Source organism: Citrobacter sedlakii (assembly GCF_018128425.1).
In the GTDB taxonomy this organism is placed as follows: Bacteria; Pseudomonadota; Gammaproteobacteria; order Enterobacterales; family Enterobacteriaceae; genus Citrobacter_A; species Citrobacter_A sedlakii.
The window spans coordinates 2,944,870-2,969,840 of the sequence record NZ_CP071070.1; the positions used below are offsets into that span (position 1 = coordinate 2,944,870).

Annotated in this window: 24 protein-coding genes; 11 read left to right on the plus strand and 13 right to left on the minus strand. The window is 54.4% G+C overall.

Going from position 1 to position 24,971, the window contains the following annotated elements; translation table 11 throughout:
• Positions 1-6: 6 nt before the first annotated feature.
• The 5 genes from potG to nfsA form a co-directional block, all read right to left on the minus strand.
• Positions 7-1,140 (minus strand): putrescine ABC transporter ATP-binding subunit PotG, encoded by a 1,134-nt coding sequence (gene potG, locus JY391_RS14055; RefSeq protein WP_211934483.1) that lies wholly within the window; start codon positions 1,138-1,140, stop codon positions 7-9.
• Positions 1,141-1,246: 106 nt separating this feature from the next.
• A complete protein-coding gene (gene potF / locus JY391_RS14060; RefSeq protein ID WP_211934484.1) occupies positions 1,247-2,359 on the minus strand; it encodes a spermidine/putrescine ABC transporter substrate-binding protein PotF in 1,113 nt (370 codons plus the stop codon).
• Positions 2,360-2,723: 364 nt separating this feature from the next.
• Positions 2,724-3,200: a YbjN domain-containing protein gene (locus JY391_RS14065; protein ID WP_042284958.1), complete on the minus strand. Its 477-nt coding sequence runs from the start codon at positions 3,198-3,200 to the stop codon at positions 2,724-2,726.
• A gap of 88 nt (positions 3,201-3,288) precedes the next feature.
• Positions 3,289-4,191 carry a 30S ribosomal protein S6--L-glutamate ligase gene (rimK, locus tag JY391_RS14070; protein ID WP_042284962.1) on the minus strand — a complete coding sequence of 301 codons (903 nt, stop codon included), beginning with the start codon at positions 4,189-4,191 and terminating at the stop codon, positions 3,289-3,291.
• Positions 4,192-4,251: 60 nt separating this feature from the next.
• Positions 4,252-4,974 carry a nitroreductase NfsA gene (gene nfsA / locus JY391_RS14075; protein WP_042284964.1) on the minus strand — a complete coding sequence of 241 codons (723 nt, stop codon included), beginning with the start codon at positions 4,972-4,974 and terminating at the stop codon, positions 4,252-4,254.
• 189 nt (positions 4,975-5,163) lie between these two features.
• Here nfsA and JY391_RS14080 point away from each other — a divergent pair, with 189 nt between their 5' ends.
• On the plus strand, positions 5,164-5,427 hold the full coding sequence (locus JY391_RS14080) for a GrxA family glutaredoxin (RefSeq protein ID WP_042284966.1): 264 nt from the start codon (positions 5,164-5,166) through the stop codon (positions 5,425-5,427).
• A gap of 47 nt (positions 5,428-5,474) precedes the next feature.
• Here the strand turns inward: JY391_RS14080 and JY391_RS14085 are convergent, their stop codons facing one another.
• Positions 5,475-5,852, minus strand: coding sequence for an inner membrane protein YbjM (locus JY391_RS14085; protein ID WP_042284968.1), 378 nt, complete (start codon positions 5,850-5,852; stop codon positions 5,475-5,477).
• A gap of 268 nt (positions 5,853-6,120) precedes the next feature.
• Here JY391_RS14085 and JY391_RS14090 point away from each other — a divergent pair, with 268 nt between their 5' ends.
• Entirely contained in the window at positions 6,121-7,806 is a 1,686-nt protein-coding gene (locus JY391_RS14090; RefSeq protein ID WP_042284971.1) for an aspartate:alanine antiporter, read from the plus strand.
• Between the two features lie 558 nt (positions 7,807-8,364).
• The gene (locus JY391_RS14095) at positions 8,365-9,156 is read left to right on the plus strand and encodes a DUF6216 family protein (protein ID WP_211934485.1); all 792 of its coding nucleotides are present in this window, start codon (positions 8,365-8,367) and stop codon (positions 9,154-9,156) included.
• A gap of 176 nt (positions 9,157-9,332) precedes the next feature.
• On the opposite strand, the gene JY391_RS14100 is transcribed toward JY391_RS14095, so the two are convergent.
• Entirely contained in the window at positions 9,333-9,875 is a 543-nt protein-coding gene (locus JY391_RS14100) for a TetR/AcrR family transcriptional regulator (RefSeq protein WP_042284976.1), read from the minus strand.
• A gap of 85 nt (positions 9,876-9,960) precedes the next feature.
• Between JY391_RS14100 and JY391_RS14105 the strand changes: the two genes are divergently transcribed.
• Together JY391_RS14105 and JY391_RS14110 are read left to right on the plus strand one after the other, a co-directional pair.
• On the plus strand, positions 9,961-11,169 hold the full coding sequence (locus JY391_RS14105) for an MFS transporter (RefSeq protein WP_060569885.1): 1,209 nt from the start codon (positions 9,961-9,963) through the stop codon (positions 11,167-11,169).
• Positions 11,170-11,982, plus strand: a complete 813-nt coding sequence (locus tag JY391_RS14110; protein ID WP_211934486.1) for a Cof-type HAD-IIB family hydrolase — start codon at positions 11,170-11,172, stop codon at positions 11,980-11,982.
• 93 nt (positions 11,983-12,075) lie between these two features.
• Here JY391_RS14110 and JY391_RS14115 read toward each other — a convergent pair whose 3' ends face one another.
• Positions 12,076-13,308: an MFS transporter gene (locus JY391_RS14115; protein WP_211934487.1), complete on the minus strand. Its 1,233-nt coding sequence runs from the start codon at positions 13,306-13,308 to the stop codon at positions 12,076-12,078.
• 299 nt (positions 13,309-13,607) lie between these two features.
• Between JY391_RS14115 and ybjG the strand changes: the two genes are divergently transcribed.
• Together ybjG and deoR are read left to right on the plus strand one after the other, a co-directional pair.
• Positions 13,608-14,216, plus strand: coding sequence for an undecaprenyl-diphosphate phosphatase (gene ybjG / locus JY391_RS14120; protein WP_211934488.1), 609 nt, complete (start codon positions 13,608-13,610; stop codon positions 14,214-14,216).
• A 71-nt stretch (positions 14,217-14,287) separates the two neighbouring features.
• Positions 14,288-15,046, plus strand: a complete 759-nt coding sequence (gene deoR / locus JY391_RS14125) for a DNA-binding transcriptional repressor DeoR (protein WP_042284989.1) — start codon at positions 14,288-14,290, stop codon at positions 15,044-15,046.
• Positions 15,047-15,085: 39 nt separating this feature from the next.
• Here the strand turns inward: deoR and dacC are convergent, their stop codons facing one another.
• Positions 15,086-16,288 carry a serine-type D-Ala-D-Ala carboxypeptidase gene (gene dacC, locus JY391_RS14130; RefSeq protein WP_060569946.1) on the minus strand — a complete coding sequence of 401 codons (1,203 nt, stop codon included), beginning with the start codon at positions 16,286-16,288 and terminating at the stop codon, positions 15,086-15,088.
• 248 nt (positions 16,289-16,536) lie between these two features.
• Here dacC and JY391_RS14135 point away from each other — a divergent pair, with 248 nt between their 5' ends.
• Positions 16,537-17,163 (plus strand): glutathione S-transferase family protein, encoded by a 627-nt coding sequence (locus JY391_RS14135; protein ID WP_042284991.1) that lies wholly within the window; start codon positions 16,537-16,539, stop codon positions 17,161-17,163.
• A gap of 18 nt (positions 17,164-17,181) precedes the next feature.
• On the opposite strand, the gene JY391_RS14140 is transcribed toward JY391_RS14135, so the two are convergent.
• Entirely contained in the window at positions 17,182-18,219 is a 1,038-nt protein-coding gene (locus JY391_RS14140) for a LacI family DNA-binding transcriptional regulator (protein ID WP_181821670.1), read from the minus strand.
• Between the two features lie 143 nt (positions 18,220-18,362).
• Here JY391_RS14140 and JY391_RS14145 point away from each other — a divergent pair, with 143 nt between their 5' ends.
• Positions 18,363-19,454: a glycoside hydrolase 5 family protein gene (locus tag JY391_RS14145; RefSeq protein ID WP_042284995.1), complete on the plus strand. Its 1,092-nt coding sequence runs from the start codon at positions 18,363-18,365 to the stop codon at positions 19,452-19,454.
• A 22-nt stretch (positions 19,455-19,476) separates the two neighbouring features.
• The gene (locus JY391_RS14150; protein WP_211934489.1) at positions 19,477-20,763 is read left to right on the plus strand and encodes an ABC transporter substrate-binding protein; all 1,287 of its coding nucleotides are present in this window, start codon (positions 19,477-19,479) and stop codon (positions 20,761-20,763) included.
• Here the strand turns inward: JY391_RS14150 and JY391_RS14155 are convergent.
• Together JY391_RS14155 and bssR are read right to left on the minus strand one after the other, a co-directional pair.
• A complete protein-coding gene (locus JY391_RS14155; protein WP_042284998.1) occupies positions 20,760-21,875 on the minus strand; it encodes a PQQ-dependent sugar dehydrogenase in 1,116 nt (371 codons plus the stop codon). The two genes, JY391_RS14150 and JY391_RS14155, sit on opposite strands and share 4 nt — an antisense overlap.
• A 128-nt stretch (positions 21,876-22,003) precedes the next feature.
• On the minus strand, positions 22,004-22,387 hold the full coding sequence (gene bssR / locus JY391_RS14160) for a biofilm formation regulator BssR (protein ID WP_042285000.1): 384 nt from the start codon (positions 22,385-22,387) through the stop codon (positions 22,004-22,006).
• 264 nt (positions 22,388-22,651) lie between these two features.
• Between bssR and rimO the strand changes: the two genes are divergently transcribed.
• Complete coding sequence (gene rimO, locus JY391_RS14165; protein ID WP_042285002.1) at positions 22,652-23,986, plus strand: 30S ribosomal protein S12 methylthiotransferase RimO; 1,335 nt, start codon at positions 22,652-22,654, stop codon at positions 23,984-23,986.
• Between the two features lie 72 nt (positions 23,987-24,058).
• Here rimO and gsiD read toward each other — a convergent pair whose 3' ends face one another.
• The gene (gsiD, locus tag JY391_RS14170; RefSeq protein ID WP_042285003.1) at positions 24,059-24,970 is read right to left on the minus strand and encodes a glutathione ABC transporter permease GsiD; all 912 of its coding nucleotides are present in this window, start codon (positions 24,968-24,970) and stop codon (positions 24,059-24,061) included.
• Position 24,971 lies beyond the last annotated feature (1 nt).

A 24,971-nucleotide genomic window follows, 5' to 3' on the forward strand; every position in this document is an offset into this window, starting at 1 on the left:
CGCTCCTTAAACCGTCAACACCACGCAGCTGTCGGCATCCCAGCACAAACGAACCTCATCGCTCCACGTCGGCAACCCTTTGCGGTAGCGATGGGCGTTCTGAAGCTGAGCGCTGATCATCTGCCCGCTTTTTAAGCGAACGTGGTAAATGGAGAGATCGCCGAGATAAGCGATATGCACCACTTCTCCCACGGCGAAGTTAACGCCATCGGCAGGCGGTTCTTCGCACAGCATGATTTTTTCCGGGCGCAACGCCACATGCACCGGCACGTTGTCCACCACCGAAGCATCGGGATCCACCTTCAGCGGATGCACCAGCCCCGGCGAATCCAGCACCAGGCCATCGTCCTGCCGCGCTTTCAGCACCCCTTCAAACACGTTAACCGAACCGATGAATTCCGCGCTGTAACGGGTGGTCGGATGCTCATAGATCTCCTCTGGCTCACCGATCTGGACAAACTTGCCGCGATTCATAATGGCAATGCGCCCGGCCATGGTCATCGCTTCTTCCTGATCGTGGGTGACCATGACGCAGGTCGCGCCGACGCGCTCGAGTATATCCACCACTTCGAGCTGCATCCGGTCGCGCAATTTTTTGTCCAGCGCCCCCATCGGCTCGTCGAGCAGCAATAATTTAGGCCGTTTTGCCAGGCTTCGCGCCAGCGCCACGCGTTGACGCTGGCCACCGGAAAGCTGATGTGGCTTACGTCTGGCGAACTCCTGCATATGAACCAGCCCCAGCATCTCTTCAACACGGCTGGCGATTTCCGCTTTCGGCAGTTTGTCCTGCTTCAGGCCAAAAGCGATATTCTGCTCGACGGTCATATGGGGAAACAGCGCATAGGACTGAAACATCATATTGACAGGGCGCAGATAGGGCGGGACGTGGGCAAGATCGACGCCGTCCAGCACAATGTGTCCGGCGGTAGGTTGTTCAAAACCTGCCAGCATACGCAGCAGCGTGGATTTCCCGCAGCCCGACGCCCCCAGCAGCGCGAAAATTTCACCTTTGTAGATAGTCAGGCTGACATCGTCGACCGCATGCTGGCCGTCAAAGGATTTTGTCAGGTTACGGATTTCCAGCAGCGGCGTCAGCGCCTTACGGGGTTTCGCCTGCGGGCGAGGTATCGCATCATTCACGGGGTGCTCTCCGGCGTAAATCAAAAATCGTGCAGGCGCCCCCTTTCGGTGCGCCTGATGCCGGGCACGCAATGCGCCACCCGGCCTGTCTCAGACTGACGAAAGGTTACTTACCGCTTTTCACTTTGGTCCATGCGCGGGTACGCACGCGATCGATTTTCGGTTCCTGTACCTTCAGCGTGAACATTTTCGCGCGCACATCGGCGGGCGGATAAATTCCCGGGTTGTCACGCACTTCCGCGCTCACCAGCTTCGTCGCCTCTTTGTTGGCGTTGGCATAAAACACGTGATCGGAGATATGGGCAATGACGTCCGGGCGCAGCAGGTAGTTCAGGAACTGATAGGCTTCCTCTTTGTTTTTGGCGTCGGCGGGCATGGCGAAGACATCAAAGAAGGCCATTGCCCCCTCTTTCGGGATCGAGAAGGAGATATTGACGCCGTTCTTCGCCTCTTTCGCACGATTCGCCGCCTGCCAGACATCGCCTGCCCAGCCAATAGCCACGCAGGTATCGCCGTTCGCCAGATCGTTGATGTATTGCGAAGAGTGGAAATAGCGGATATTCGGGCGCAGTTTGAGCAGCAGATCGGTTGCCGGCCCCGTGTAGTCCTTCGCGTCGGTGCTGTTCGGATCTTTACCCAAATAGTTCAGCACGGTCGCAAACACCTCTTCCGGCGCATCGAGGAAAGAGACGCCGCAGCTTTTTAACTTTTCGAGGTTTTCCGGCTTAAGCACCAGATCCCAGCTGTCCACCGGGGCATCGGCGCCGAGCGCCGCTTTCACTTTTTCGACGTTATAGCCAATGCCGGTCGTCGCCCACATATATGGCATAGCGTATTTGTTTTCCGGATCGTGTTTGGCAACCAGCTTAAGCAGCTCAGGGTCGAGGTTTTTCCAGTCCGGCAGCTTGCTCTTATCCAGCGGCTGAAAAACGCCCGCCGTCAGCTGGCGCTCAAGGAAACTGGCGGACGGCACCACCAGGTCAAAGCCGGTGCTGCCTGCCATCAGTTTGCCTTCCAGCACTTCGTTGGAGTCAAACACGTCGTAGACCACTTTGATCCCGGTCTCTTTTTCAAAATTCGCTACCGTATCCGGCGCGATATAATCAGACCAGTTATAAATATGGAGCGTTTTTTGTTCCGCTGCGAGCGTGCCGGCAGAGACGGCCATCATAGCGCCCGCAACCAGACCCGATAGCCATTTTTTATTTAAGGCGGTCATAATCTCTTTCCTTATGCAAGTTCGTTAACATACGAACCTAAAAATTTGCACTCAAAGCTATGCAAGAATCGTGCATACTTTGTCATCCGGCACACTCAGGAAAGAACGGACGCTCTCCTGGCCGTTATTGCTCGCTGTTACAGCGCATCGCAAGAATAACTTTAGCCAGGTTTTCAGGCCATAGCCCAGATTAAAAAACGCCTTTTATCAATTTTTTATGCAATTTATGTCTATGTGATAAAGCGAATTGGCGGGAAAGGAGGTGAATAATTCTTTAAAGAAAGGTTAAAAGCAGCATAAAAGCGGGTAATACGCAGCCGCACTGGCAGCGACTGCGCTCTGCACGTTATTCCCTGAAGGGATATCAATGCAGAAAATGGATTTCGCCGTTGCTTTTTTGCGCGTCCTCTTCGGCGGTGTAGAGCATCTGGTGCGCCCCCGCTTCAAGAATGACCATCGAAATCTGCTCCTCGCTCTGACGCACGAACCATTCAAACTGCTCGTAGGTGATGCCGCGCATAACGGATAAAGACTGGCAAACCACCAGCTTTGGCAGATTATCGTCCTGCATATCGAGAAACGCTTTAACCGTGAGAGAGCTGGCGTTGATCGCCGACAAATCCGCCGCCAGCGGCAACAACGCAGACGGCCTGACTTCCGCCATAGCGGAAAACAGCAACGTGTTATCAACCAGGTCTAATTTGGCGTCGTAAATGCCGTCGAAGTTTTGCATATGCGGTAAGTGCAGCGCCTGACAGGTATCACATTCAAAAAAGCTCATGCCCAGGTCGTCGAGCCATTGTCGCAACGTATCCAGATCGGGAACGACCAGTGATGTCATAATAATGTGCTACCTCTTACGAAAAAAAATACCGGCACAGCTTACGCAAAAAGCGCGCGTCACGCTACGATCATCAGCGATATTCAGATCAGCCACCCGTTTTCAGACAAAAACCCGGCGTCGCGTGGCGTTCGATCCACTGGATCATTCGTCCGGCGATATCGACACCGGTCGTTTTTTCAATGCCTTCCAGACCAGGCGACGCGTTGACCTCCATCACCAGCGGACCACGTTCAGCACGTAAAATATCCACCCCTGCGACATCAAGCCCCAGCGTTTGCGCCGCTTTTACCGCAATCTCACGCTCCCGGGGCGTAATGTTGGCGATGCAAGCCACTCCTCCACGATGCAGATTCGAGCGAAAATCGCCCTCCTTCGCCCGGCGTTCAATGGCGGCGACCACTTCGTCCCCCACTACCAGACAGCGAATATCGCGCCCTTTTGCCTCTTTAATATATTCCTGCACCAGAATGTGGGCGTTGAGTCCGCGAAAGGCGTCCACTACGCTTTCCGCCGCCTGGCGAGTTTCCGCCAGCACGACGCCGATCCCCTGGGTTCCTTCCACCAGCTTCACCACCAGCGGCGCGCCGCCGACCATATCGATGAGATCGCTGGTGTCATCCGGCGAGTGCGCAATTCCGGTAACCGGCAGGTCGATGCCCTGGCGCGCCAGCAGCTGCAACGAGCGCAGTTTGTCGCGCGCGCGGGTAATCGCCACGGACTCATTGAGCGGATAGCTCCCGAGCATTTCAAACTGCCGCAGCGCCGCGGTGCCGTAAAAGGTGATCGCGGAACCTATACGCGGGATAACGGCGTCATAATGGGGAAGCCGACGCCCTTTGTAATGAACAGACGACGCCGCCGGGTTGATGTTCATATAACAGGAAAGCGGGTCGAGAATATCAACCAGATGACCGCGCTTCATTGCCGCTTCACGCAGGCGTTTACACGAATAGAGCGTTCCGTCCCGGGACAATATGGCAATCTTCACCCTGCACCTCTCTGAATAACCCGTTCAACGTCCCGCGTATCATACACAGCGGCAACATTTTTAGCGCGTAGCCCACCCCTGTTTATGCAAATATTCCAGAATGAACGGACGGTTTTCTTTGATCAGGGTGCGACGAATATGATCGCTCCAGGTATCGCGGCGGTTATTACTGCCACGGGTGAGATAATATTGCGCCAGCTGTTCGTCATAGTCGGCGAGCGCCGCGTGATCCAGCGGCTGGTAGGCATTTTCATGCACCACGATGGCGGCAGGCAGACGGGGTTTGAGATCCGGATTGTCGGCAGGCCAGCCGAGACACAGGCCAAACAGCGGCAGAACGTGTTTTGGCAAATTCAGCAGTTCAGTCACCGCCTCAATATTATTGCGCAGACCGCCGATATACACGCCGCCCAGCCCCAGTGATTCTGCTGCGGTCAGCGCGTTTTGCGCCATCATGGCCGTATCGACGACGCCGAGCAGCAGTTGCTCCGCCAGGCCCAATTGGGCGTCGGGGCAAATTTGCAGGTGGCGGTTGAAATCGGCGCAGAAAACCCAGAATTCCGCGGCCTGGGCTACGTGCTGTTGTCCACCGGTTAACGGCACCAGCGCCTCACGCAAAGCAGCATCGGTGATGCGAATAATCGATGTGCACTGCAAAAAGCTGGAACTGGACGTGGCCTGTGCGCTCGCCAGGATCGCCTCTCGCTGTTCGGGGGTTATCGCCTGGTCGGTGTAATGACGAATTGAACGATGGTGACGAAGCAGATCAATAGTTGGAGTCATGACGTTTTTCTCTGTCTGAGCGGAAAGAATCAGTGTAGACGGCACAGTGTAAAGCGTTCAGCTTTCATCTGCTTAACAGATATAGCTTAAAGATATTAGAGTAAAAGGCGCAACCTACTGTTCAAGCTGAACGAATCACGGCATCATAGCCGCCATTCGCCGTCAGGCTCAGAGTTGAAGGAGAAACATATGTTTACCGTAATTTTTGGTCGCCCGGGTTGCCCATACTGCGTACGTGCGAAAGAGTTGGCAGAAAAACTGAGCAATGAGCGCGAAGATTTTAACTATCGCTACATCGACATTCACGCCGAAGGCATCACCAAAGCGGATCTGGAAAAAACGGTCGGTAAACCGGTGGAAACCGTACCGCAGATTTTCGTCGATCAGAAACACATCGGCGGCTGCACTGATTTCGAAGCCTGGGCAAAAGAGAATCTGAACCTGTTCGCCTGACAGGTTTGCCCGCGCGGATCCATGTCAAACGCCCTCATCCGAGGGCGTTACTGTTTTTTACGCTGACGCGGCCTGAACAGGCTGCTGATGAATAAGAAGCATAAGGCGCCCAGCGCGCACCAGAACACGGCGCTGAATAACCACGCCAACTCCTGCCAAAGCGAACGGGTGGGGGTAAAAAAGAGGCGCATAAGCACCAGACAACAAGGCGCTGCAAGCATCGCACCGAGCAGAGGTTTGATTACCTCCCGACGATGAGAGCAAAAACTGGCAACAGCACCTGGTAGCGTAAAAAACAACAGCCCAATTTCAGGATGCCCGGCTGCCCGAAATGCCCCCTTCATGTTCATCGTCAGAAACACGCAGACGACCACAAAGAGCACAAAACAGCAGACCGCGCCTGCCCAACCTTGTTTATGTTTCAATCGTTTCTCCTGACACTGTCTCTATCGAACACACTTTTCGCCAGTGGCGTCCAGTCAGATAAAGCCGATCAGCAATCCATGCCAAATTACGCCCATACGATTCTTATAGCCGTTGATACGTAATGAGATTAAACTAGCCAAATATATTGTTGTGCTGCTTATATTTGGGCGACGAATATGACACTGCCGCCCTTATTAGATAGCAAAAACAGTAGCGTAAATTATCATTTCTTTCAACAGCTTACTGGTAAACAAGAAGTTAGCCTCCGTGAATATAAACGTCGCCGATTTGTTAAATGGGAATTACATCCTGTTATTATTTGTCGTACTGGCGCTTGGCCTGTGTCTCGGTAAATTGCGCCTGGGTTCCGTCCAACTGGGTAATTCCATTGGCGTTTTAGTGGTCTCTCTATTATTAGGGCAGCAGCATTTCAGCATTAACACCGATGCCCTGAACCTGGGTTTCATGCTGTTTATTTTCTGCGTCGGCGTTGAGGCGGGGCCTAACTTTTTTTCCATTTTTTTTCGCGACGGGAAAAACTACCTGATGCTGGCCCTGGTGATGGTCGGCAGCGCGCTGCTGATCGCCTTAGGGCTGGGTAAGCTGTTTGGCTGGGATATCGGCCTGACGGCGGGTATGCTGGCTGGCTCAATGACCTCCACCCCCGTGCTGGTCGGCGCGGGCGATACGCTGCGACATTTCGGCATGGAGAGCGCAGAGCTGTCCCGCGCGCTCGATAACCTCAGTCTGGGTTATGCGTTGACCTACCTTATCGGTCTGGTCAGTCTGATCGTCGGCGCGCGCTACCTGCCTAAACTCCAGCATCAGGATCTGCAAACCAGCGCCCAGCAGATCGCCCGTGAGCGGGGACTGGATACCGATACCAACCGTAAAGTCTACCTGCCGGTTATTCGCGCTTACCGCGTCGGCCCCGAACTGGTGGCGTGGACGGACGGGAAAAACCTGCGCGAGCTGGGCATTTATCGCCAGACCGGTTGTTATATCGAGCGTATTCGCCGTAACGGCATACTCGCCAACCCGGACGGTGACGCGGTCCTGCAAATGGGCGATGAAATCGCGCTGGTGGGCTATCCGGATGCGCACGCCCGGCTCGATCCGAGCTTTCGTAATGGGAAAGAAGTTTTTGACCGCGATCTGCTCGACATGCGTATTGTCACCGAAGAAATTGTCGTGAAAAACCACAATGCCGTCGGTCGTCGCCTCGCTCAGTTGAAGCTCACCGACCATGGCTGCTTCCTTAACCGCGTGATCCGTTCGCAAATTGAAATGCCGATTGACGACAACGTGGTGCTTAACAAAGGGGATGTTTTGCAGGTTAGCGGCGATGCCCGTCGCGTAAAAACGATTGCCGATCGCATTGGCTTTATCTCCATTCATAGCCAGGTAACCGATCTGCTCGCCTTCTGCGCCTTTTTTATTATTGGTCTGATGATCGGCATGATCACCTTCCAGTTCAGTAATTTTAGCTTTGGCATCGGTAACGCGGCCGGTCTGCTGTTCGCCGGGATCATGCTTGGCTTTCTTCGCGCCAACCATCCCACATTCGGCTATATCCCACAGGGCGCGCTGAATATGGTGAAAGAGTTCGGTCTGATGGTCTTCATGGCCGGCGTGGGCCTGAGCGCAGGTAGCGGTATCGGCAACGGTCTGGGAGCGATTGGCGGTCAGATGCTGGTTGCCGGGCTTATCGTCAGCCTGGTCCCGGTCATCATTTGCTTCCTGTTTGGCGCCTATGTCCTGCGCATGAACCGCGCGCTACTGTTTGGCGCGATGATGGGCGCACGTACCTGCGCGCCAGCAATGGAAATCATCAGCGATACCGCACGCAGTAACATTCCGGCGCTGGGCTACGCGGGCACCTATGCTATCGCGAACGTACTGCTCACACTGGCGGGGACGCTTATCATCATTATCTGGCCTGGCTTAGGATAAAACTGAAGTTACGCCTTAAGTGAAAATTTTTTGCAAATGCGCAGAACTTTTCTTAAAGGCGTCAGTCATAACTAGTGCCACTGCTTTTCTTTGATGTCCCCAATTTGTGGAGCCCATCAACCCCGCCGTTTCGGTTCAAGGTTGATGGGTTTTTTGTTGCCTGGAATGTTGTTGTCTTCAAATCAATGAACGTTGTTCACTTTCTTTCTATGGGTGACGGCAGCAAGACCGGTGAAGAAAACAGGCTGGCGATAGAATGCATGAACACCCGATCGTTTTCCTGACCGCCCTTCCCGCATCTGACCCCATCCACGTACCCGCCGCTCGCAGCATCCAACCTATAAACCCTATTGGTTTTTGCCAGGCTCCGCCCGTTTTTCTGGCCCACACCGATGACAGAACCAGGACAGATAAAATTTGTGAAAAGGTGCATAACCCCGCTCCGCTGCATATCCATATGAAATAATTGCAACAGCTAATCAATTCATAAGCTCTTGAAAATTATGCTCTGGATGGTACAAATTGATTGAAGGATAAAAACAACCCTCTGGAGATTTTATGAGTTCTGTTAGTTCTGCCCCTCTTAACATATTCAATGCCGAATTTTTAAGCTCACCTGCGGCAACAGCCGCTGCATGGATTTCTATCATCGGCGCAGTCATTCTTATATGCAAATTAATAGGTGCACTTTTTCAATACAGAAAATCACATAACGAGATATTAAAAAAATCTGGTGTCCCCGCATTTATACTAAACGTATTCTTTATAACCATCCCCTTAAAAAATTTACCTGCCCCTGGTTGGCCAGAGAAAATAATCACAATCGCGTTTTCATTTATTTTCATACTTGCAGTTTACTTTTTCATGCCTGCACTTATTCAAACTTATAAGACCCCACCCGATACGGCATTACTTTACTGGAAAAAAACTGGCGAAGCATTTTACATATCAAAAAAAATGGCGACATCAGCGACAATATTCGCTCCTGCAAACTGGACTATTTCTGCTGATGACTGCTTACAAAAATCACCAACCAGCACCAAGCAATACAATGCACTTACGATCGAAAACAAAGAAAATTTATGCAGTCTGTTAACCACGCAAGACGGAATAAATTATATCGAAAAATCTATAAAAAAATTTAATAAAGATAAGTTTTTCATGTACTCTTTTGTTCCTCTGACAATGTTTATTTTATTATGGTTGCCATTGGGGTTTATGCTAACAATACACTATTCCAGGAAAGTCAGAAGATACATTTTGAATGAGCAAAAAAAAGCAATCCATTGTGCACATGGTGAATTTAAGACAGAGGGTATCTATGCTATATATCAAGAGTTAGATCGTTAGACGTTTTGCTAATACCCGACACTCTTTGCTCTGCATAATGCTTTATTGCCTCTTGCGACCAAAGCATTTATGCAGATCCGAATGGTCACGATAACTATGGAGACCCATTTTCCGTGGAGTGGTAATAAAGTGTTTTTATAACTTAAAACTCCAGCCAGCGATCCCTTCCGACATGCTTACACTATTCCCGCTATGCGCTTCACCATTAGCAGGATCTCCTCCCGCGACAGGGGCGTGCGGTCGGTCACGAAGTGCAGCGTCATCCCTTCAATAAACGCGTCCAGCGCGCGGGCAGTGCCGGGGGGAAACCACTGTTCCAGCGTACGTTGGCTGCGCTGCATCCAGTTTTGCATCACCGTTTTTAATGCCGGTTTACGGCTGGCGAAGGCGTAAAGCTGGTACATCAACGCCATGTTTTCCGGCGTGGTGACCTGCGAACTGTGGATCATACCGGTAATAGCCAGACAGGCGCCCTGCGCGTCGCTCACGTCGGCAAAGAAGGCCTGATACTGCTCAGACATGGTATCGGTAAACTGACTCAATGCCTCGGTAAGCAGCTCATCGATACCCGAAAAATAGTAGGTTAACGATCCCAGCGGAACACCGGCAATCGCCGCGATTTTGCGATGCGTGACGGCGTGAATGCCGTGCTCTTTTACCGCCTCAAGCGTGGCCGTAATAATTTTCTCTCGCCGCTGTGGGTCGTTAGCACGTCGCACATTTTTTCCTCAGAACGGGTTTATGTACAAATGTACACTTTATTGCTAATGTTGTCTCCTGTCCTTCATTAACGATGTGAACTTAATGACTGCCCTTTCCTCACGTAAAGCCCTGCAACGCCGAACCTGGGCGCTGTTTATGTTCTTCTTTTTGCCCGGCCTGCTGATGGCTTCCTGGGCGACGCGTACGCCAGCGATTCGCGACACGCTCTCCGTCTCAACGGCGGAAATGGGCGCCGTCCTGTTTGGTTTGTCCATTGGTTCGATGAGCGGCATCCTTTGTTCGGCCTGGCTGGTGAAACGATTTGGCACCCGCAACGTGATCCGCACCACTATGTCCTGCGCGGTGTTGGGGATGTTAGTGCTGTGTCTCGCGTTAGGGTTCGCCTCGCCGCTGCTGTTTGCGCTGGGATTAGGCGTGTTCGGCGCCAGTTTTGGATCGGCGGAAGTGGCGATTAACATCGAAGGCGCGGCGGTTGAACGTGAGATGAATAAGACCGTGTTGCCAATGATGCACGGGTTTTACAGCCTTGGAACGCTGGCTGGCGCAGGCGTGGGGATGTTTTTAACCGCTTTTGGCGTGGCGGCCACCACGCACATATTACTGGCCTCTCTGGTGGCCATCGCCCCGATTTTTATTGCTATTCGGGCAATTCCTGACGGCACGGGCAAAAACGCCAGCGACGGTTCAACGCCTCAGGCAAAAGGTGTTCCCTTCTGGCGTGATATGCAACTGCTGCTTATCGGCGTCGTGGTGCTGGCAATGGCCTTTGCCGAAGGTTCCGCGAATGACTGGCTACCGCTGCTGATGGTTGACGGCCACGGCTTCAGTCCGACGTCCGGCTCGTTGATTTACGCTGGCTTTACCCTCGGCATGACCGTCGGACGCTTTGCCGGCGGCTGGTTTATCGATCGCTACAGTCGCGTGGCGGTTGTTCGTGCCAGCGCGCTGATGGGCGCGCTCGGCATCGGGCTGATCATTTTTGTCGACAGCGCCTGGGTGGCGGGCGTTTCGGTCATATTGTGGGGACTCGGCGCATCGCTGGGCTTCCCGTTGACCATCTCTGCCGCCAGCGATACGGGTCCGGACGCGCCAACCCGCGTCAGCGTTGTGGCAACGACGGGTTATCTGGCGTTCCTGGTTGGTCCGCCGCTGTTAGGCTATCTCGGTGAGCACTACGGACTGCGCAGCGCCATGCTGGTGGTGCTGGCGCTGGTGCTACTGGCGGCAATCGTGGCGAGAGCGGTCGCCAAACCGGAATCAACAACGCAAACTGCGACGGAGAAGGGATAAATGGCTATTAAGTTAATTGCTGTGGATATGGACGGCACCTTTCTGAGCGATCGGAAAACCTATAACCGCGAACGCTTTCTGAGGCAGTACGCGCAGATGAAAGCACGAGGGATTCGTTTCGTGGTCGCCAGCGGCAACCAGTATTACCAGCTTATCTCTTTCTTTCCAGAGATAGCCAATGAGATTGCCTTCGTCGCGGAAAATGGCGGCTGGGTGGTCAGTGAAGGTGAAGATGTTTTTAATGGCGAACTGCCGAAAGCGGCGTTTAGCGCCATCGTTGATCATCTGCTGACCCGGCGCGATGTCGACATTATCGCCTGCGGAAAAAGCAGCGCCTATACCCTGAGAACCTATAGCGATGCGATGAAAACGATGGCAGGTATGTACTATCACCGACTCGAATTCGTTGACAGCTTCGACAATATTAACGATGTGTTTTTCAAATTCGGCCTGAATATTTCAGATGACAAAATCCCGCAGGTCCAGCGCGCGCTGCATGAGGCTATCGGCGATATCATGGTGCCGGTCCACACCGGCTACGGCAGTATCGATTTGATCATCCCGGGCGTACACAAAGCCAACGGTTTGCGGTTGCTACAGCAGCGCTGGGGCATTGACGACAACGAAGTGGTGGCCTTCGGCGATGGCGGTAATGATATTGAAATGCTGCGCCAGGCAGGCTTTAGCTTTGCGATGGAACATGCGGGGAAAGGGGTGGCCGCCGCGGCGAAATACCGCGCGGGTTCGAATAACGAGGAAGGTGTGCTGGATATTATTGATAAGGTGTTAAACAACGAAGCGCCGTTTCATTAAGATCTGATGAAAGCCTGATGGCAACGCTTTGCGTCTTACAGCCTGTCAATTTTTGCTCTCCAGGCCAGCGCAACGCCATCAGGCATTATGGCGTTATCCTTCCCGGGTGTTCCCGACCTGTTTATCTTTCAGGAAGATCGCCATCAGCAGCAGCCACAGAATACCGTTAGTGAGGTTAAACAGGCTGAACAATCCGTTTCCACCGCTCAGATAAGCATATTTGCTGACCTCTATGCCGACGGTGAAAATGAGCATTTGCAACATCCCCATCGCCGCGGAAACAGTGCCCTTGCTCATGTCGCTGGCAAACAGGGTCAAACGTACCAGCCCGGCATTCGCCAGACCAATACCAAACGCATAGACGCTCAGCCCGGCGGTCATCCACAGATAAGCATGGGATGAAACCACCGTTGCCGCCGCGGCAAGAATCAGCCCCAGCACAATCGGCCAGCCGCCCATGATAATCAGCGAACGCACCGTGCGGCGGGAAGTCAGACGCGCCAGCACAAGATTTCCGGCAATCAGAGCGCCGAAAATCGGCACCTGCAGCAGGCCATATTGATAACTGCTGAGCTGTTCACCGCTGATAATGATAATCGGCGACTGCGCAATCCAGGCCAGCAGCGGCAAACTGACAAATCCGAGCGCCAGCGCGCCAGCGACAAAGCGCCCGTTCTTCATGACCTGCTGGTAATCACGTCCGAGCGCCTTTAACGAAAGCGGCTCGCCGATGCGCGTCGCCGTTTCAGGCATCGCCCGTTGCAGTCCAAAAAACGCCATCGCCGCCAGTACGGCAAACAGCACAAACATCCCTTCCCACGGCAGAACGTGCACCCAGGCCGCGCCCACCAGCGGACCTAATAGCGGCGCGATCAGCGCGACGTTGGCCATTAACGCGGTGATCTTGATACACACCGCTTCCTCAAACGACTCCTGTATCGCCGCATAACCTACCGCACCAATGAAACATAAACTGATGCCCTGCAAAAAACGCAGCAGGGTGAACTGTTCGATCGTTTGCGCCAGCAGCGTGGCGAGACAGGTGACAATAAACCATACCACGCCAGCTAACATGACCGGCCGACGGCCAATACGGTCCGACAGCGGCCCTAACAACCACTGCAGAAACATGCCGCCCGCCAGGTAGGCGGTCATGGATGTCGGTACCCAGTCAATCCCCGCCTGATACTGCGCCACCACCGCCAGCATGCCGGGTTGAATCATATCGTTACCGATATAGGTTGAGAATTCGTAGAGCACCAGACAGAGGGGGAAAAGCAGCGCCTGACGTCCAAGCCGGGCACCTTGTTGTAAACGGTTTTGCATGCAATCTCATCGCCAGTTAAAAATCGCGCAAAGTGTAATGAAACTGCGCCACCGGAGATAGTGAATTATGCGCAGCGAAAGTAAATTGCGCACATTTTTACCGTCTCATCTCTACCGCCACCGTTGGTTTAAGGTCAGTCTACGTTAGCGGCTTTATCATGAGCGATTAACAGGCGTTAACGTCTTAAAAACACCTCATTTAACAGGTGAATAAGACAATGCCGCTTTACCCGTGGGATCGCCAATTTTATTCTCGTTCCTGCACAGGTTATTACGTCAACGCACTGAGTCTGGAAGTTATGCTGGAAAATATAAACTATTCGTTGTTCACGTTAATTAACGCTACGCCGGACTCGGCGTCCTGGATGATTTCCCTCGCTATCTTTATCGCAAAAGATCTGATCGGTATCGTGCCCCTCGCCGCCGTAGCGCTCTGGCTTTGGGGGCCGCGCGACCAGGTTTGCGCCCAGCGCCAACTGATTGTCAAAATGACGCTGGCGCTGGCGGTAAGCCTGTTGGTCTCCTGGCTGATGGGGCACCTGTTCCCCCACGAGCGCCCGTTTGCGGAAGGCGTGGGCTACCACTATCTTCCCCATGCGGCGGACGACTCTTATCCAAGCGATCACGGAACGGTCATTTTTACCTTTGCGCTGGCGTTTCTTTTCTGGCATCGCCTGTGGTCCGGCGTCATCCTGATGGCGCTGGCGCTCACCATCGCCTGGTCCCGCATTTATCTCGGCGTTCACTGGCCGCTTGATATGCTCGGCGGACTGCTGGCGGGGATGATTGGCTGTCTGAACGCGCAGATGATCTGGCAAAAATACGGCGCGGCTCTGTATCGCGGGCTGCAAAATGCCTATCGGTTCTGCTTTGCCCTGCCCATTCGCAAAGGCTGGGTACGTGACTAAACCAGGGGAAAAAGAGTAATATTAAGCACTCTGCTATCAGCAGCGTGCTTATTTATTCGTCCAGGGGAATTATGGAAACTCGTCGCGATGAGCGTATTGGTCAACTGCTGCAGGCACTGAAACGCAGCGATAAACTTCATCTCAAGGAAGCCGCGACCCTGCTGGGCGTTTCTGAAATGACAATTCGTCGCGACCTGAATAGCCGTAGCGCGCCGGTCGTGCTGCTGGGCGGCTATATTGTGCTGGAGCCCCGCAGCGCCAGCCATTACCTGTTAAGCGATCAAAAGTCTCGCCTGGTCGAAGAAAAGCGGCGTGCGGCGCACCTGGCGGCAGAGCTGGTTCAGCCTCATCAAACGCTGTTTTTTGACTGCGGCACCACTACGCCGTGGATCATCGAAGCGATCGATAACGACACACCGTTCACCGCGGTCTGTTATTCACTGAATACCTTTCTCGCGCTGCAGGAAAAACCGCTGTGCCGCGCCATTCTTTGCGGCGGTGAATTTCATGCCAGCAACGCCATTTTCAAGCCGCTTGACGCGCAGGAAACGTTGAACAATATCTGTCCGGACATTGCCTTTTATTCCGCCGCAGGGGTACATATCAGCAAAGGCGCGACCTGTTTTAACCTGGAAGAATTACCGGTGAAGCACTGGGCGATGTCGATGGCGCAGCGTCATGTCCTGGTGGTGGATCACAGTAAATTCGGCAAAGTGCGCCCGGCGCGAATGGGCGATCTGAAACGCTTTGACGCAATAGTCAGCGACCGCTGTCCCGACGATGAATTTATCCACTTCGCCAAAGCGCAGCGGATTAAGGTGATGTACTAAATCAGGCCGGAGACGGCGTTTCTCCGGCCTTCTGGCGTTTTAAGAGAACCAACTGCCAAACCACTGGTGGAACTTCATCATCACGAAATCCCACATCCGGCTAAAGAAGCCGCCCTCTTCGACGTTTTCCATGACCATTAACGGACGTTGTTCAATGGATTTCCCGTTAAGCTGGAAGTCGATGGTGCCGACAACCTGACCTTTTTTCAGTGGCGCGGTGAGCTGCGGTTCATTCAGGGTAAAACTGGCCTTCAGGTTTTTCAGCTGTCCGCGCGGGATGGTCACCGATCCGGCTTCACCAGCGCCCAGGTTGACTTCACTCTTGTCGCCAAACCAGACGCGCTGGGTGACGAAAGTGGCGTCTGGTTTGATCGGCGTCACGGTCTCAAAGAAGCGGAAGCCCCAGGTCAACAGTTTTTCCGATTCGTTAAAGCGGATGCGATCGGTTTTGGTCCCCAACACCACCGAGATCAGGCGCATATCGCCCTGGGTTGCCGATGCCACCAGGTTATACCCCGCGCCCGCCGTGGTACCTGTTTTCATACCATCAACGTTGAGACTGGAACTCCACAGCAGACGGTTACGGTTAGGCTGGCGGATGTTATTAAAGGTAAACTCTTTTTCTTTATGGATGGCGTACTCTTCCGGCACATCGTGGATCAACGCTTTGCCAAGCAGCGCCATGTCGCGCGCGGTACTGAACTGGCCCGGCGCATCCAGGCCGTGAACTGTCTGGAACGTAGTGTTGGTCAGCCCCAACTTTTTCGCATAAGCATTCATCAGACCGATAAACGACTCCTGGCTTCCGGCGACATAGTCCGCCAGGGCAATACAGGCGTCGTTGCCGGACTGGATGATCACCCCTTTATTCAGGTCAGATACCGCCACCTGATCGCCAGGCTTAAGAAACATGACCGACGAGCCGCGCAGCGCCGGGTTGCCGGTCGCCCATGCGTCTTTACCAATGGTCACCATATCGGTCAACTTAATTTTGCCCGCTTTCAGCGCCTGCCCGACAACGTAGCTGGTCATGATTTTCGTCAGGCTCGCCGGGTCCAGCTTCTCGTCAGCGTTACCTTCCGCCAGCACTTTACCACTGGCGTAATCCATTAAAATCCACGCGCGCGCATCCACGGCAGGCGCGGCAATGGTCTGTTCCGCCGCCATTGCGGTTGGCGCGAAAAGGAATAACAGGGCTGAACCCGCTGCGATATTACGGAGGGAAGAAGATAAATACGTCATAAATGCCACCCGAGTATCCATTCAAAAAAATATACGTCATACCACCGTATAATAAATGCGGTGAGTAATAACGCACTAAGAAGCGTAAGGGAACCGTAAGTTGGTAAAGTTTTTAAAGTTTATGCAATAACGCCCCGTCACGCTGCAACCGGGGCGTTTTTTTTGCAGACTGTTGCGTAAATGTTAGGTTTATCTCACCATGGAAGACGAACGCAGCCCGGAGGCTGTCCATTTTGTGAGGGGTAATTATGATTACGCTGTGGGGTCGCAATAACTCAACCAACGTCAAGAAAGTGTTATGGACGCTCGAAGAACTGGAATTACCGTTTAGCCATATCCTGGCGGGAGGCCAGTTTGGTGTGAATCAGGATCCCGATTATCTGGCGATGAATCCGAACGGGCTGGTGCCTCTGTTGCGTGACGATGAAACGGATCTTGTGCTTTGGGAATCCAACGCAATCGTGCGTTATCTGGCGGCGCAGTATGGACAGAAACGCCTGTGGGTCGATGCGCCTGCGCGCCGCGCTGAGGGTGAAAAATGGATGGACTGGGCGAACCAGACGCTCAGCCCGGCGCATCGCGTGGTGCTGATGGGCCTGGTGCGCACCCCACCGGAGCAGCGCGACCAGGCCGTAATTGATGCCGGCGCCAAACGCTGTGATGAGCTGTTTGCGATTCTTGATGCTGAACTGGCGAATCACACCTGGTTTTCGGGAAATGCGTTCGGCCTGGGCGACATCGCCATCGCGCCGTTCGTCTATAACCTGTTTAACGTCGGCCTGACCTGGACCCCACGCCCGCACCTCGAACGCTGGTATCAGCAGCTTGCCGAACGCCCGGCGTTTCGTAAAACGGTGATGATCCCGGTGAGTTAATACGCGCAATCAGGCCGGTTAAGATTCTTTTCGCCCCGGCCCTTTTCCGGTACGCAGGCTACTGCCGCGTACCTGAAGTTTACCCACCAGCCTGCAGTGCGTCGCGTTATCATCGCCCTGACATAAATATTCCACCGCCATTTTCCCCAGCTCGTTATAGGCCAGCTGAACGCTGGTAAGCTGCGGGGTAAGCTGATGCGAAATGCGCTGATCGTCATAACCGCACACCAGTATATCGTCGGGGATCTTCACGCCCATCGCCGCCAGCGCCTGATAGCAGCCCAGCGTCATCCAGTCGCTGGCGCAAAAAATGGCCTCAGGCGGCTGAGGCAACTGCATCAACGCCTGGGTAGCGTGATAGGTTGCGTTCAGCGACCAGTCTGTCTGGCGAACAAGCTGTTCTTCCAGTGCAATGCCCGCGGCCCCGAGGGTCTGCTGGTAACCTTCCAAACGTAACCGACTGGCGTCCATCCATTCGTCGCCCATGATATGCGCGATACGCGTCACGCCCTGATCGAGCAAATGCTGTGTCACCTGACAGGCGTTAGCCTTATCATCCGGCAAGAAGGTAGGCAACAGAGGACGCGTCGGATCGTACTGATTCAGCAGGACCACAGGCATCTGAACGGCATGTCTGAACGGGGAAAAGTCAAAGACCCGGGTAACCGGACTGGCAAAAATAACGCCCGCGCAGTGGCGCTGGGCAAGCTGTTGCAAAATATGCCGCGCCAGTTCAACGTCATCACCGTAATCATAGACGGTAAGCAGCATGTCATGCTGCCAGGCGGTGCTGCTGGCCTCGCTTAACGCGTCGACAAAGGGGTCGTAGCCCGGCATCCCGCTGACCAGCAGGGCGATTTCCTCCTGCCCTTCCTGGCGATGCGCTACCGTCAGTTTTTGATAACCCAACAGCCGCGCGGCCTGAAACACGCGCTCGCGCGTGGCCTCGCTTAAGCGAATGCTGCGGCTGTTATTCAGAACCAGCGACACGGTAGCCTGTGATACCCCCGCTTCGCGGGCAATATCACTCATGGTTATTTTATTCTTCTTTTGCATATCAACTCCTTCTGCCTCGCCAGACTATACCACACTCTCCCCGGCGTTAATTTGTGAACGCCTTTGCAGATTCCTCGCGCCGTGATTGCATCTGAAATAAAGTTAATAAAAATTAGCTAATAATATTAGCAAGGAGAAAAACGATGCAACAACAATGGACTATTCGCCAGGCGCAGGCATGGTTTGCGCAGCACGGCTGGGCCTGCGGATTCAACTATCTTCCACGGACCGCCGTTAACTGGAACGAAATGTGGCAGGCTGAGACCTTTGATTTACCGGTAATTGAACAGGAGCTGGCGTGGGCGGAACGATACGGTTACAACGCACTGCGTACTAATCTGCCGTATGTGGTCTGGCAGCATGACCGGGACGGGTTGATGGCGCGTATTGACGCTTTTCTCAACGTTGCCGCGCGCCACAATATGCAGGTGATGTTGACGCTGTTGGACGACTGTGGTTTTTCCGGCGACGAGCCGTGGTATGGACCGCAAAAAGCGCCCACTCCCGGCGTACATAACAGCCAGGCCGCCGCCAGCCCGGGCCGGGAGATAGTGATGTCTGCTGACCCGTGGCCACAGGTGGAAGCCTACGTTTGCGATATCATTACCCGTTTCGCCAACGACGGGCGCATCGCCATCTGGGACCTGTACAACGAACCGGGCAACCGTGGCGTGTTCGTCTCCCCCACCGACTATGCGGAAGTGGATGTGGAACTGGAAGAACACGCCCTGCGACTGCTGCGCAAGGTTTTTAGCTGGGCGCGGAGCGCCAGCCCCTCACAGCCGCTGACCGCTGCCGCCTGGCACGTTGAGCATGATGTCTGGGGCACCCTTGAACATCCCATTGACGTTGCCGCAATAGCGCTGTCGGATATCATCAGCTATCACGCCTACGCGCCCGCGGCAACCCAGGCATCGCTTCTGCATACCCTATCCCGCTACGGCCGTCCGGTGCTTTGCACCGAATGGCTTTCCCGCCACACCCAGTGTGTCTTCAGCGAGCAACTGCCGCTGTTCAGCGCCTTCGATACCGGCTGCTATCACTGGGGGCTGGTGCAGGGCAAAACGCAAACCTGGATCCCCTGGCCTGGGGTCAATAAATGCCATCCTGACCCGCAGTCGCTCTGGTTTCACGATGTGCTGAAACCGGACGGCACGCCATGGCGCGAAGAGGAAATGCGCCTGGTGAAACAACTTACTGATTCTCGTCGGCAGCAGCGCAATAGCCGGACATAAATCAACATGGAGAACGTTTACGATGAGAAAATCACTGTTATTTCTGCTGGTTTGCTGCGGTCTGAGCGCCGCCGCCAGCGCCTGGTCCGCTAAACCGGTAGAGATTCGCTTTGCCTGGTGGGGCGGGAAAGTACGTAATCAGGCCACGTTGAAAGCGTTGGACGCATTCGAGGCCAGGTATCCCGGTATTAAGGTGAAAGCGGAATATACCGGTTGGGACGGTTACTATTCGCGTTTCACCACGCAAATGAACAGCGGCACGGAAGCCGACGTTATGCAAACCAACTGGAACTGGCTAACCCTGCTGTCGAAAAACGGCGAGGGTTTTTACGATCTCCGCCAGCTCAGCGGGCCGGTTGGGCTGGACCAGTATTCTCCCGCCTCGCTGGCGACCACCACCGTCAAGGGCAAAATTAACGCGATTCCCGTCTCGGCAAACGTCATGCTGTTTTATTACAACGCGGCGACATGGAAAAAAGCGGGGGTGGCGTTTCCTGAAACCTGGGATGAACTGCTGAAGGCCGGACTGGTTTTCAAACAGAAGCTCGGCGATAACTATTATCCGTTGATCCTTTCAGAACAGGACGGGTTGCTGCTGTTGCGTTCCTGGCTGTATCAAAAATACCAAAAACCCATGGTTGATGAGCAACGGCGCAAAATCGCCTGGAGTCATACGGAGCTGGTGGAAGCCTTTACCTTCTATAAACAACTGACCGACCAGCACGTCATTCCGGATGCCAAAGAGCTGGCGGCCTACGGTAAAGGGGTCTATTACGAAATGAAGCCGTGGATCAACGGCGAATGGGCCGGTATTTATAACTGGAATGTGCTGTATCCAGCGGAATCACAGAATCTCCCTAATCCGTCCGATCTGGTAATGGGGCCATATCCGATGCGTGAAGGCGCAAAAGATGCCGGGCAATTTAATAAAACCGCGCTCATGTTCTCTATTAGTAAACACAGCAAACACCCTCAGGAAGCGGCAATGCTGATCGATTTTCTGATGAGTCAGCCCGAGGGTGTGCTGGCGACCGGGCTGGAACGTGGCGTTCCGCTGAGTGCGGCAGGCGAGAAAATTCTGCGCGACGCCGGCGTATTAAAAGACGACGATCCGGTGGTCACCGGACTCCAGCAGTCCGCGGCGCTACCGAACCACTCGCCGGTTATGCCGTGGCTGGAAGATCCGCAAATTATCGCTCTCTTTACCGCCGCACGGGAAAACATCGACCATGGAAAGGCAACGATCGATGAAGCGGCCAGCGAATTTGAACAGCAGGCTAACCGCGTACTCAGGCGGATTATGCGCTAACTACGCGGGCTAACTTTCCACAGCTCGCCGTCGGACTCGTCGGTCAGAACATACAGATAACCGTCGGGTCCGACGCGCACGTCGCGGATGCGCTGACCCCGTTCACCCAGAATGCGTCCCTCTTCACTGACCTTATCCCCGTCGACGTTCATGACGATCACATCTTCATCCTTCAGCGCGCCGATAAACACCTTTTGCTTCCACTGCGGGAACGTGTTGCTGTTGTAAAACGCCATGCCGCTGACTGCCGGGGAATGCTTCCAGTAAAAAATCGGCTGCTCGGTGCCTTCCACCGTTTCCCCTTTTGCTTCCGGGATCTTAAAGCCACTGTAGTTGATCCCCCATGTAGCCAGCGGCCAGCCGTAATTTTTGCCTTTCTCTGGGATATTGATCTCATCACCGCCACGCGGGCCGTGCTCATTCAGCCACAGTACCTGGCTCCACGGATTCATCGCCATCCCCTGTGGGTTGCGGATCCCGTAAGACCAGATTTCTGGACGCGCCCCCGCCTGGTTGACAAACGGGTTATCAGACGGTACTTCACCCTGCTCAGTAAGACGCACCACTTTGCCCTGAAGTTTGTCGAGATCCTGCGCCGTGGGTCGCTGATTGTTTTCGCCAAGACCAATATACAGATATCCCTTACCGTCAAACACCAGACGGCCGCCGAAATGATTACCGGTGGACAGTTTGGGCATCTGGCGGAATACGGTCTGGAAGTTCTCCAGTCGCGAAAGATCGTCGCTGAGCCGCCCGAAGCCGACCGCCGTGCCTGCTTTACCCTCCGCGTCGGCTTCCGCATAGCTGAGCCAGACACGCCGCGTTTCGGCAAAGTCCGGCGCCAGCACCACGTCCAGCAGACCGCCCTGACCGTTCGCCCAGACCTTAGGGACGCCCGCCAGCGGGTCGGAAAGCCCTTTTCCCGCCTGCCAGTGACGTAGCTGCCCCCCCTTCAGGGTTATCAGCATACCGGTATCCTCCGGCAGGAACGCCAGCGCCCACGGGTGGTCCAGTTTGGTTTGCAATACCTCAACGTTGACCGCGGGGGGGTCGGCCTGCGCTAACGCTGAAAATAACAGTGCGGGGATAAACGGGATAAGCGATAGACGCATAACGCCTCCTTGATGACTCTGGGTTAAAGCGTAGTCAGCAAGGAACATAACGCGGCGATTTTTACAAAAACTTAATATGAAGGGGGAGCATCCTCCCCCTTATTACAGACAGGTTTCCAGAACTGGCTTCAGGCATATTCAGCCGTTGAGTTGGCCTGCAGACTCTGAATGCTCAGCGTTAACGTCGTCAGGCAGTTATCGAGTTTATCTGCGTTGACGGCAATGACAGTCGGACAGTCCTGATGTCCGCTCATCAGGCACACGGCAGCAGCGGCCAGCGCCCCTTCGGCACGGTGCAAAGCATCCCACTCTTCCTGGTCGAGATGCAAAGTGAAGCGCAACGATTCATCGTGCAGCTCACGGTTCAGTTCGAAAAAGTTATCACGTAGATGATCATTCTCGCTGACTGACATGTATCCTTTCGCCTTCCGTAGCTGCAGATACGCAGCGAGGTCTATCCTGGCGTTGATCAGCTTATTCAGCAGATCGGTTCTCAGTCTGTCAACGAACATACTTCGTTCCTCCTTTTTGCAACCATAGTGCAATTTTATAGTATGGTCGTTTTTTGCTCAAAAAGCTGCCGGAGATCAATAATTCACCGGGAATTAACATTATTTACAATGTTAATAATGCATCTGACCTCCCTCAGCAGCGCTGAGCCAGGGCGTTTTCGCCGCCGCTACTAACTAATCTGTCGGGACGCGCACATTCCTGTATAATTTCCGCCACTATGCCGTTAAAATCCCGCGCCATTGATGCAACGTGAGTAAATCAGCATGTCACAAACCCGAAATCCCTCCCTGCAGCCAAAGATTGGTTTTGTCTCTCTTGGCTGCCCGAAGAACCTTGTCGATTCAGAACGTATCCTGACGGAACTGCGCACTGAAGGTTACGACGTTGTCCCGAGCTATGACGATGCAGATATGGTCATCGTTAATACCTGTGGCTTTATCGACAGCGCCGTGCAGGAGTCGCTGGAAGCCATCGGCGAAGCGCTGAATGAAAACGGCAAAGTGATCGTGACAGGCTGTCTGGGCGCGAAAGAAGATCAGATCCGCGAAGTCCATCCGAAAGTGCTGGAAATTACCGGACCGCACAGCTATGAGCAGGTTCTGGAACATGTCCATCATTACGTGCCCAAACCGAAGCATAATCCGTTCCTGAGCCTGGTGCCGGAACAGGGCGTGAAGCTGACCCCGCGTCACTACGCCTATCTGAAAATTTCCGAAGGCTGTAACCATCGCTGCACCTTCTGCATTATTCCGTCCATGCGTGGCGATCTTGTCAGCCGTCCCATTGGCGAAGTACTGAGCGAAGCCAAACGCCTCGTCGACGCCGGGGTAAAAGAGATCCTGGTGATTTCCCAGGACACTTCCGCCTACGGCGTGGACGTGAAACACCGCACCGGTTTCCACAACGGTGAGCCGGTGAAAACCAGCATGGTGAGCCTGTGCGAGCAGTTGTCCAGGCTCGGCATCTGGACGCGTCTGCATTACGTCTATCCGTATCCGCATGTCGATGACGTGATCCCACTGATGGCGGAAGGAAAAATTCTACCGTATCTGGATATTCCGTTGCAGCACGCCAGCCCGCGCATTCTGAAGCTCATGAAGCGTCCGGGTTCCGTTGACCGCCAGCTGGCGCGCATCAAACAGTGGCGTGAAATCTGTCCGGAACTGACGCTGCGTTCGACGTTTATCGTCGGTTTCCCGGGCGAGACGGAAGACGATTTCCAGATGCTGCTCGACTTCCTGAAAGAAGCGCGCCTCGACCGCGTCGGCTGCTTCAAATACAGCCCGGTAGAGGGCGCAGGCGCGAACGCGCTGCCGGATCAGGTGCCGGAAGAGGTAAAAGAAGCGCGCTGGAACCGCTTTATGCAGCTACAGCAACAGATTTCCGCCGAACGCCTGCAGGAGAAAGTGGGCCGCGAGATACTGGTGATCATTGATGAGGTGGACGAGGAAGGCGCGATCGGCCGCAGCATGGCGGACGCACCGGAAATTGACGGCGCGGTTTACCTGAACGGTGAGACCCACGTGAAGCCCGGCGATGTGATTCGCGTTAAGGTGGAAAACGCCGACGAATATGATTTGTGGGGTTCCCGGGTTTAACATTTACCCCCTCACAATTGCCGGATGCGCCATCTATGTCGCATCCGGTCAACACCGGTCCCTTCCCCTCGCTTACCCTTTAATTTTCGGATCCAGCGCGTCCCGCAGTCCATCGCCTAACAGGTTAAACGCCAGTACCGTCAAAAATATCGCCACCGCCGGGAACAGCGCCACGTGCGGCGCGATCACCATATCCGCTCGCGCTTCATTAAGCATCGCGCCCCACTCCGGCGTCGGCGGCTGCGCCCCTAAACCAAGAAACGACAGACTTGCCGCCGAAATGATCGACGTCCCTATGCGCATGGTGAAAAACACCACAATCGACGAAACGGTTCCGGGCAGAATATGGTTGAAGAGGATCGTCGCATCGCTGGCGCCAATGCTTCGGGCCGACTCGATAAATGTTTGCTGCTTCAACACCAGCGTATTGCCACGTACCAGGCGCGCGAAGGCCGGGATCGAGAATATCGCCACGGCGATAATCACGTTAGCAATGCCGCTGCCGAGCACCGCCACCACGGCTATCGCCAGCAGAATGCCGGGAAAGGCGAACAACACATCGCAGATGCGCATAATCAATCGATCCCACCAGCCTTCATAGTAGCCCGCCAGCAGCCCCAGCACCGTACCGATCGCCGCGCCGATCAGCACAGCGAATACCCCCGCCGCGAGGGAGATTTGCGCGCCGACCAGCACCCGGCTGAAGATGTCCCTGCCCAGCGAGTCCACGCCGAACCAGTGCAGCGCCGACGGACCTTCGTTAAGCCGGTCGTAGTCGAAATAATTTTCCGCATCAAACGGCGTCAGCCAGCGGGCAAACACCGCCACCACAATCAGCGCCAGCACAAACAGACCGGCAATCAGCGCCGCATGCTGGCGACGAAAGCGTCGCCAGAATTCGTACCACGGCGTTCGCACCCGCTCCGGTTTCACCAGAGGCATCGCGTTCAATATCGCCTGACGGCGCCAGTGACGTAATCGCATC

Excerpts from the sequence above, each read along its gene's own strand:
- potF (WP_211934484.1), bottom strand. The coding sequence starts at position 2,359 with ATGACCGCCTTAAATAAAAAATGGCTATCGGGTCTGGTTGCGGGCGCT.
- JY391_RS14065 (WP_042284958.1), bottom strand. The coding sequence starts at position 3,200 with ATGACATCACTGGTCGTTCCCGATCTGGATACGTTGCGACAATGGCTC.
- nfsA (WP_042284964.1), bottom strand. The coding sequence starts at position 4,974 with ATGACTCCAACTATTGATCTGCTTCGTCACCATCGTTCAATTCGTCAT.
- JY391_RS14080 (WP_042284966.1), top strand. The coding sequence starts at position 5,164 with ATGTTTACCGTAATTTTTGGTCGCCCGGGTTGCCCATACTGCGTACGT.
- JY391_RS14095 (WP_211934485.1), top strand. The coding sequence starts at position 8,365 with ATGAGTTCTGTTAGTTCTGCCCCTCTTAACATATTCAATGCCGAATTT.
- JY391_RS14105 (WP_060569885.1), top strand. The coding sequence starts at position 9,961 with ATGACTGCCCTTTCCTCACGTAAAGCCCTGCAACGCCGAACCTGGGCG.
- JY391_RS14110 (WP_211934486.1), top strand. The coding sequence starts at position 11,170 with ATGGCTATTAAGTTAATTGCTGTGGATATGGACGGCACCTTTCTGAGC.
- JY391_RS14115 (WP_211934487.1), bottom strand. The coding sequence starts at position 13,308 with ATGCAAAACCGTTTACAACAAGGTGCCCGGCTTGGACGTCAGGCGCTG.
- ybjG (WP_211934488.1), top strand. The coding sequence starts at position 13,608 with ATGCTGGAAAATATAAACTATTCGTTGTTCACGTTAATTAACGCTACG.
- deoR (WP_042284989.1), top strand. The coding sequence starts at position 14,288 with ATGGAAACTCGTCGCGATGAGCGTATTGGTCAACTGCTGCAGGCACTG.
- dacC (WP_060569946.1), bottom strand. The coding sequence starts at position 16,288 with ATGACGTATTTATCTTCTTCCCTCCGTAATATCGCAGCGGGTTCAGCC.
- JY391_RS14135 (WP_042284991.1), top strand. The coding sequence starts at position 16,537 with ATGATTACGCTGTGGGGTCGCAATAACTCAACCAACGTCAAGAAAGTG.
- JY391_RS14140 (WP_181821670.1), bottom strand. The coding sequence starts at position 18,219 with ATGCAAAAGAAGAATAAAATAACCATGAGTGATATTGCCCGCGAAGCG.
- JY391_RS14145 (WP_042284995.1), top strand. The coding sequence starts at position 18,363 with ATGCAACAACAATGGACTATTCGCCAGGCGCAGGCATGGTTTGCGCAG.
- JY391_RS14150 (WP_211934489.1), top strand. The coding sequence starts at position 19,477 with ATGAGAAAATCACTGTTATTTCTGCTGGTTTGCTGCGGTCTGAGCGCC.
- JY391_RS14155 (WP_042284998.1), bottom strand. The coding sequence starts at position 21,875 with ATGCGTCTATCGCTTATCCCGTTTATCCCCGCACTGTTATTTTCAGCG.
- bssR (WP_042285000.1), bottom strand. The coding sequence starts at position 22,387 with ATGTTCGTTGACAGACTGAGAACCGATCTGCTGAATAAGCTGATCAAC.
- rimO (WP_042285002.1), top strand. The coding sequence starts at position 22,652 with ATGTCACAAACCCGAAATCCCTCCCTGCAGCCAAAGATTGGTTTTGTC.
- gsiD (WP_042285003.1), bottom strand. The coding sequence starts at position 24,970 with ATGCGATTACGTCACTGGCGCCGTCAGGCGATATTGAACGCGATGCCT.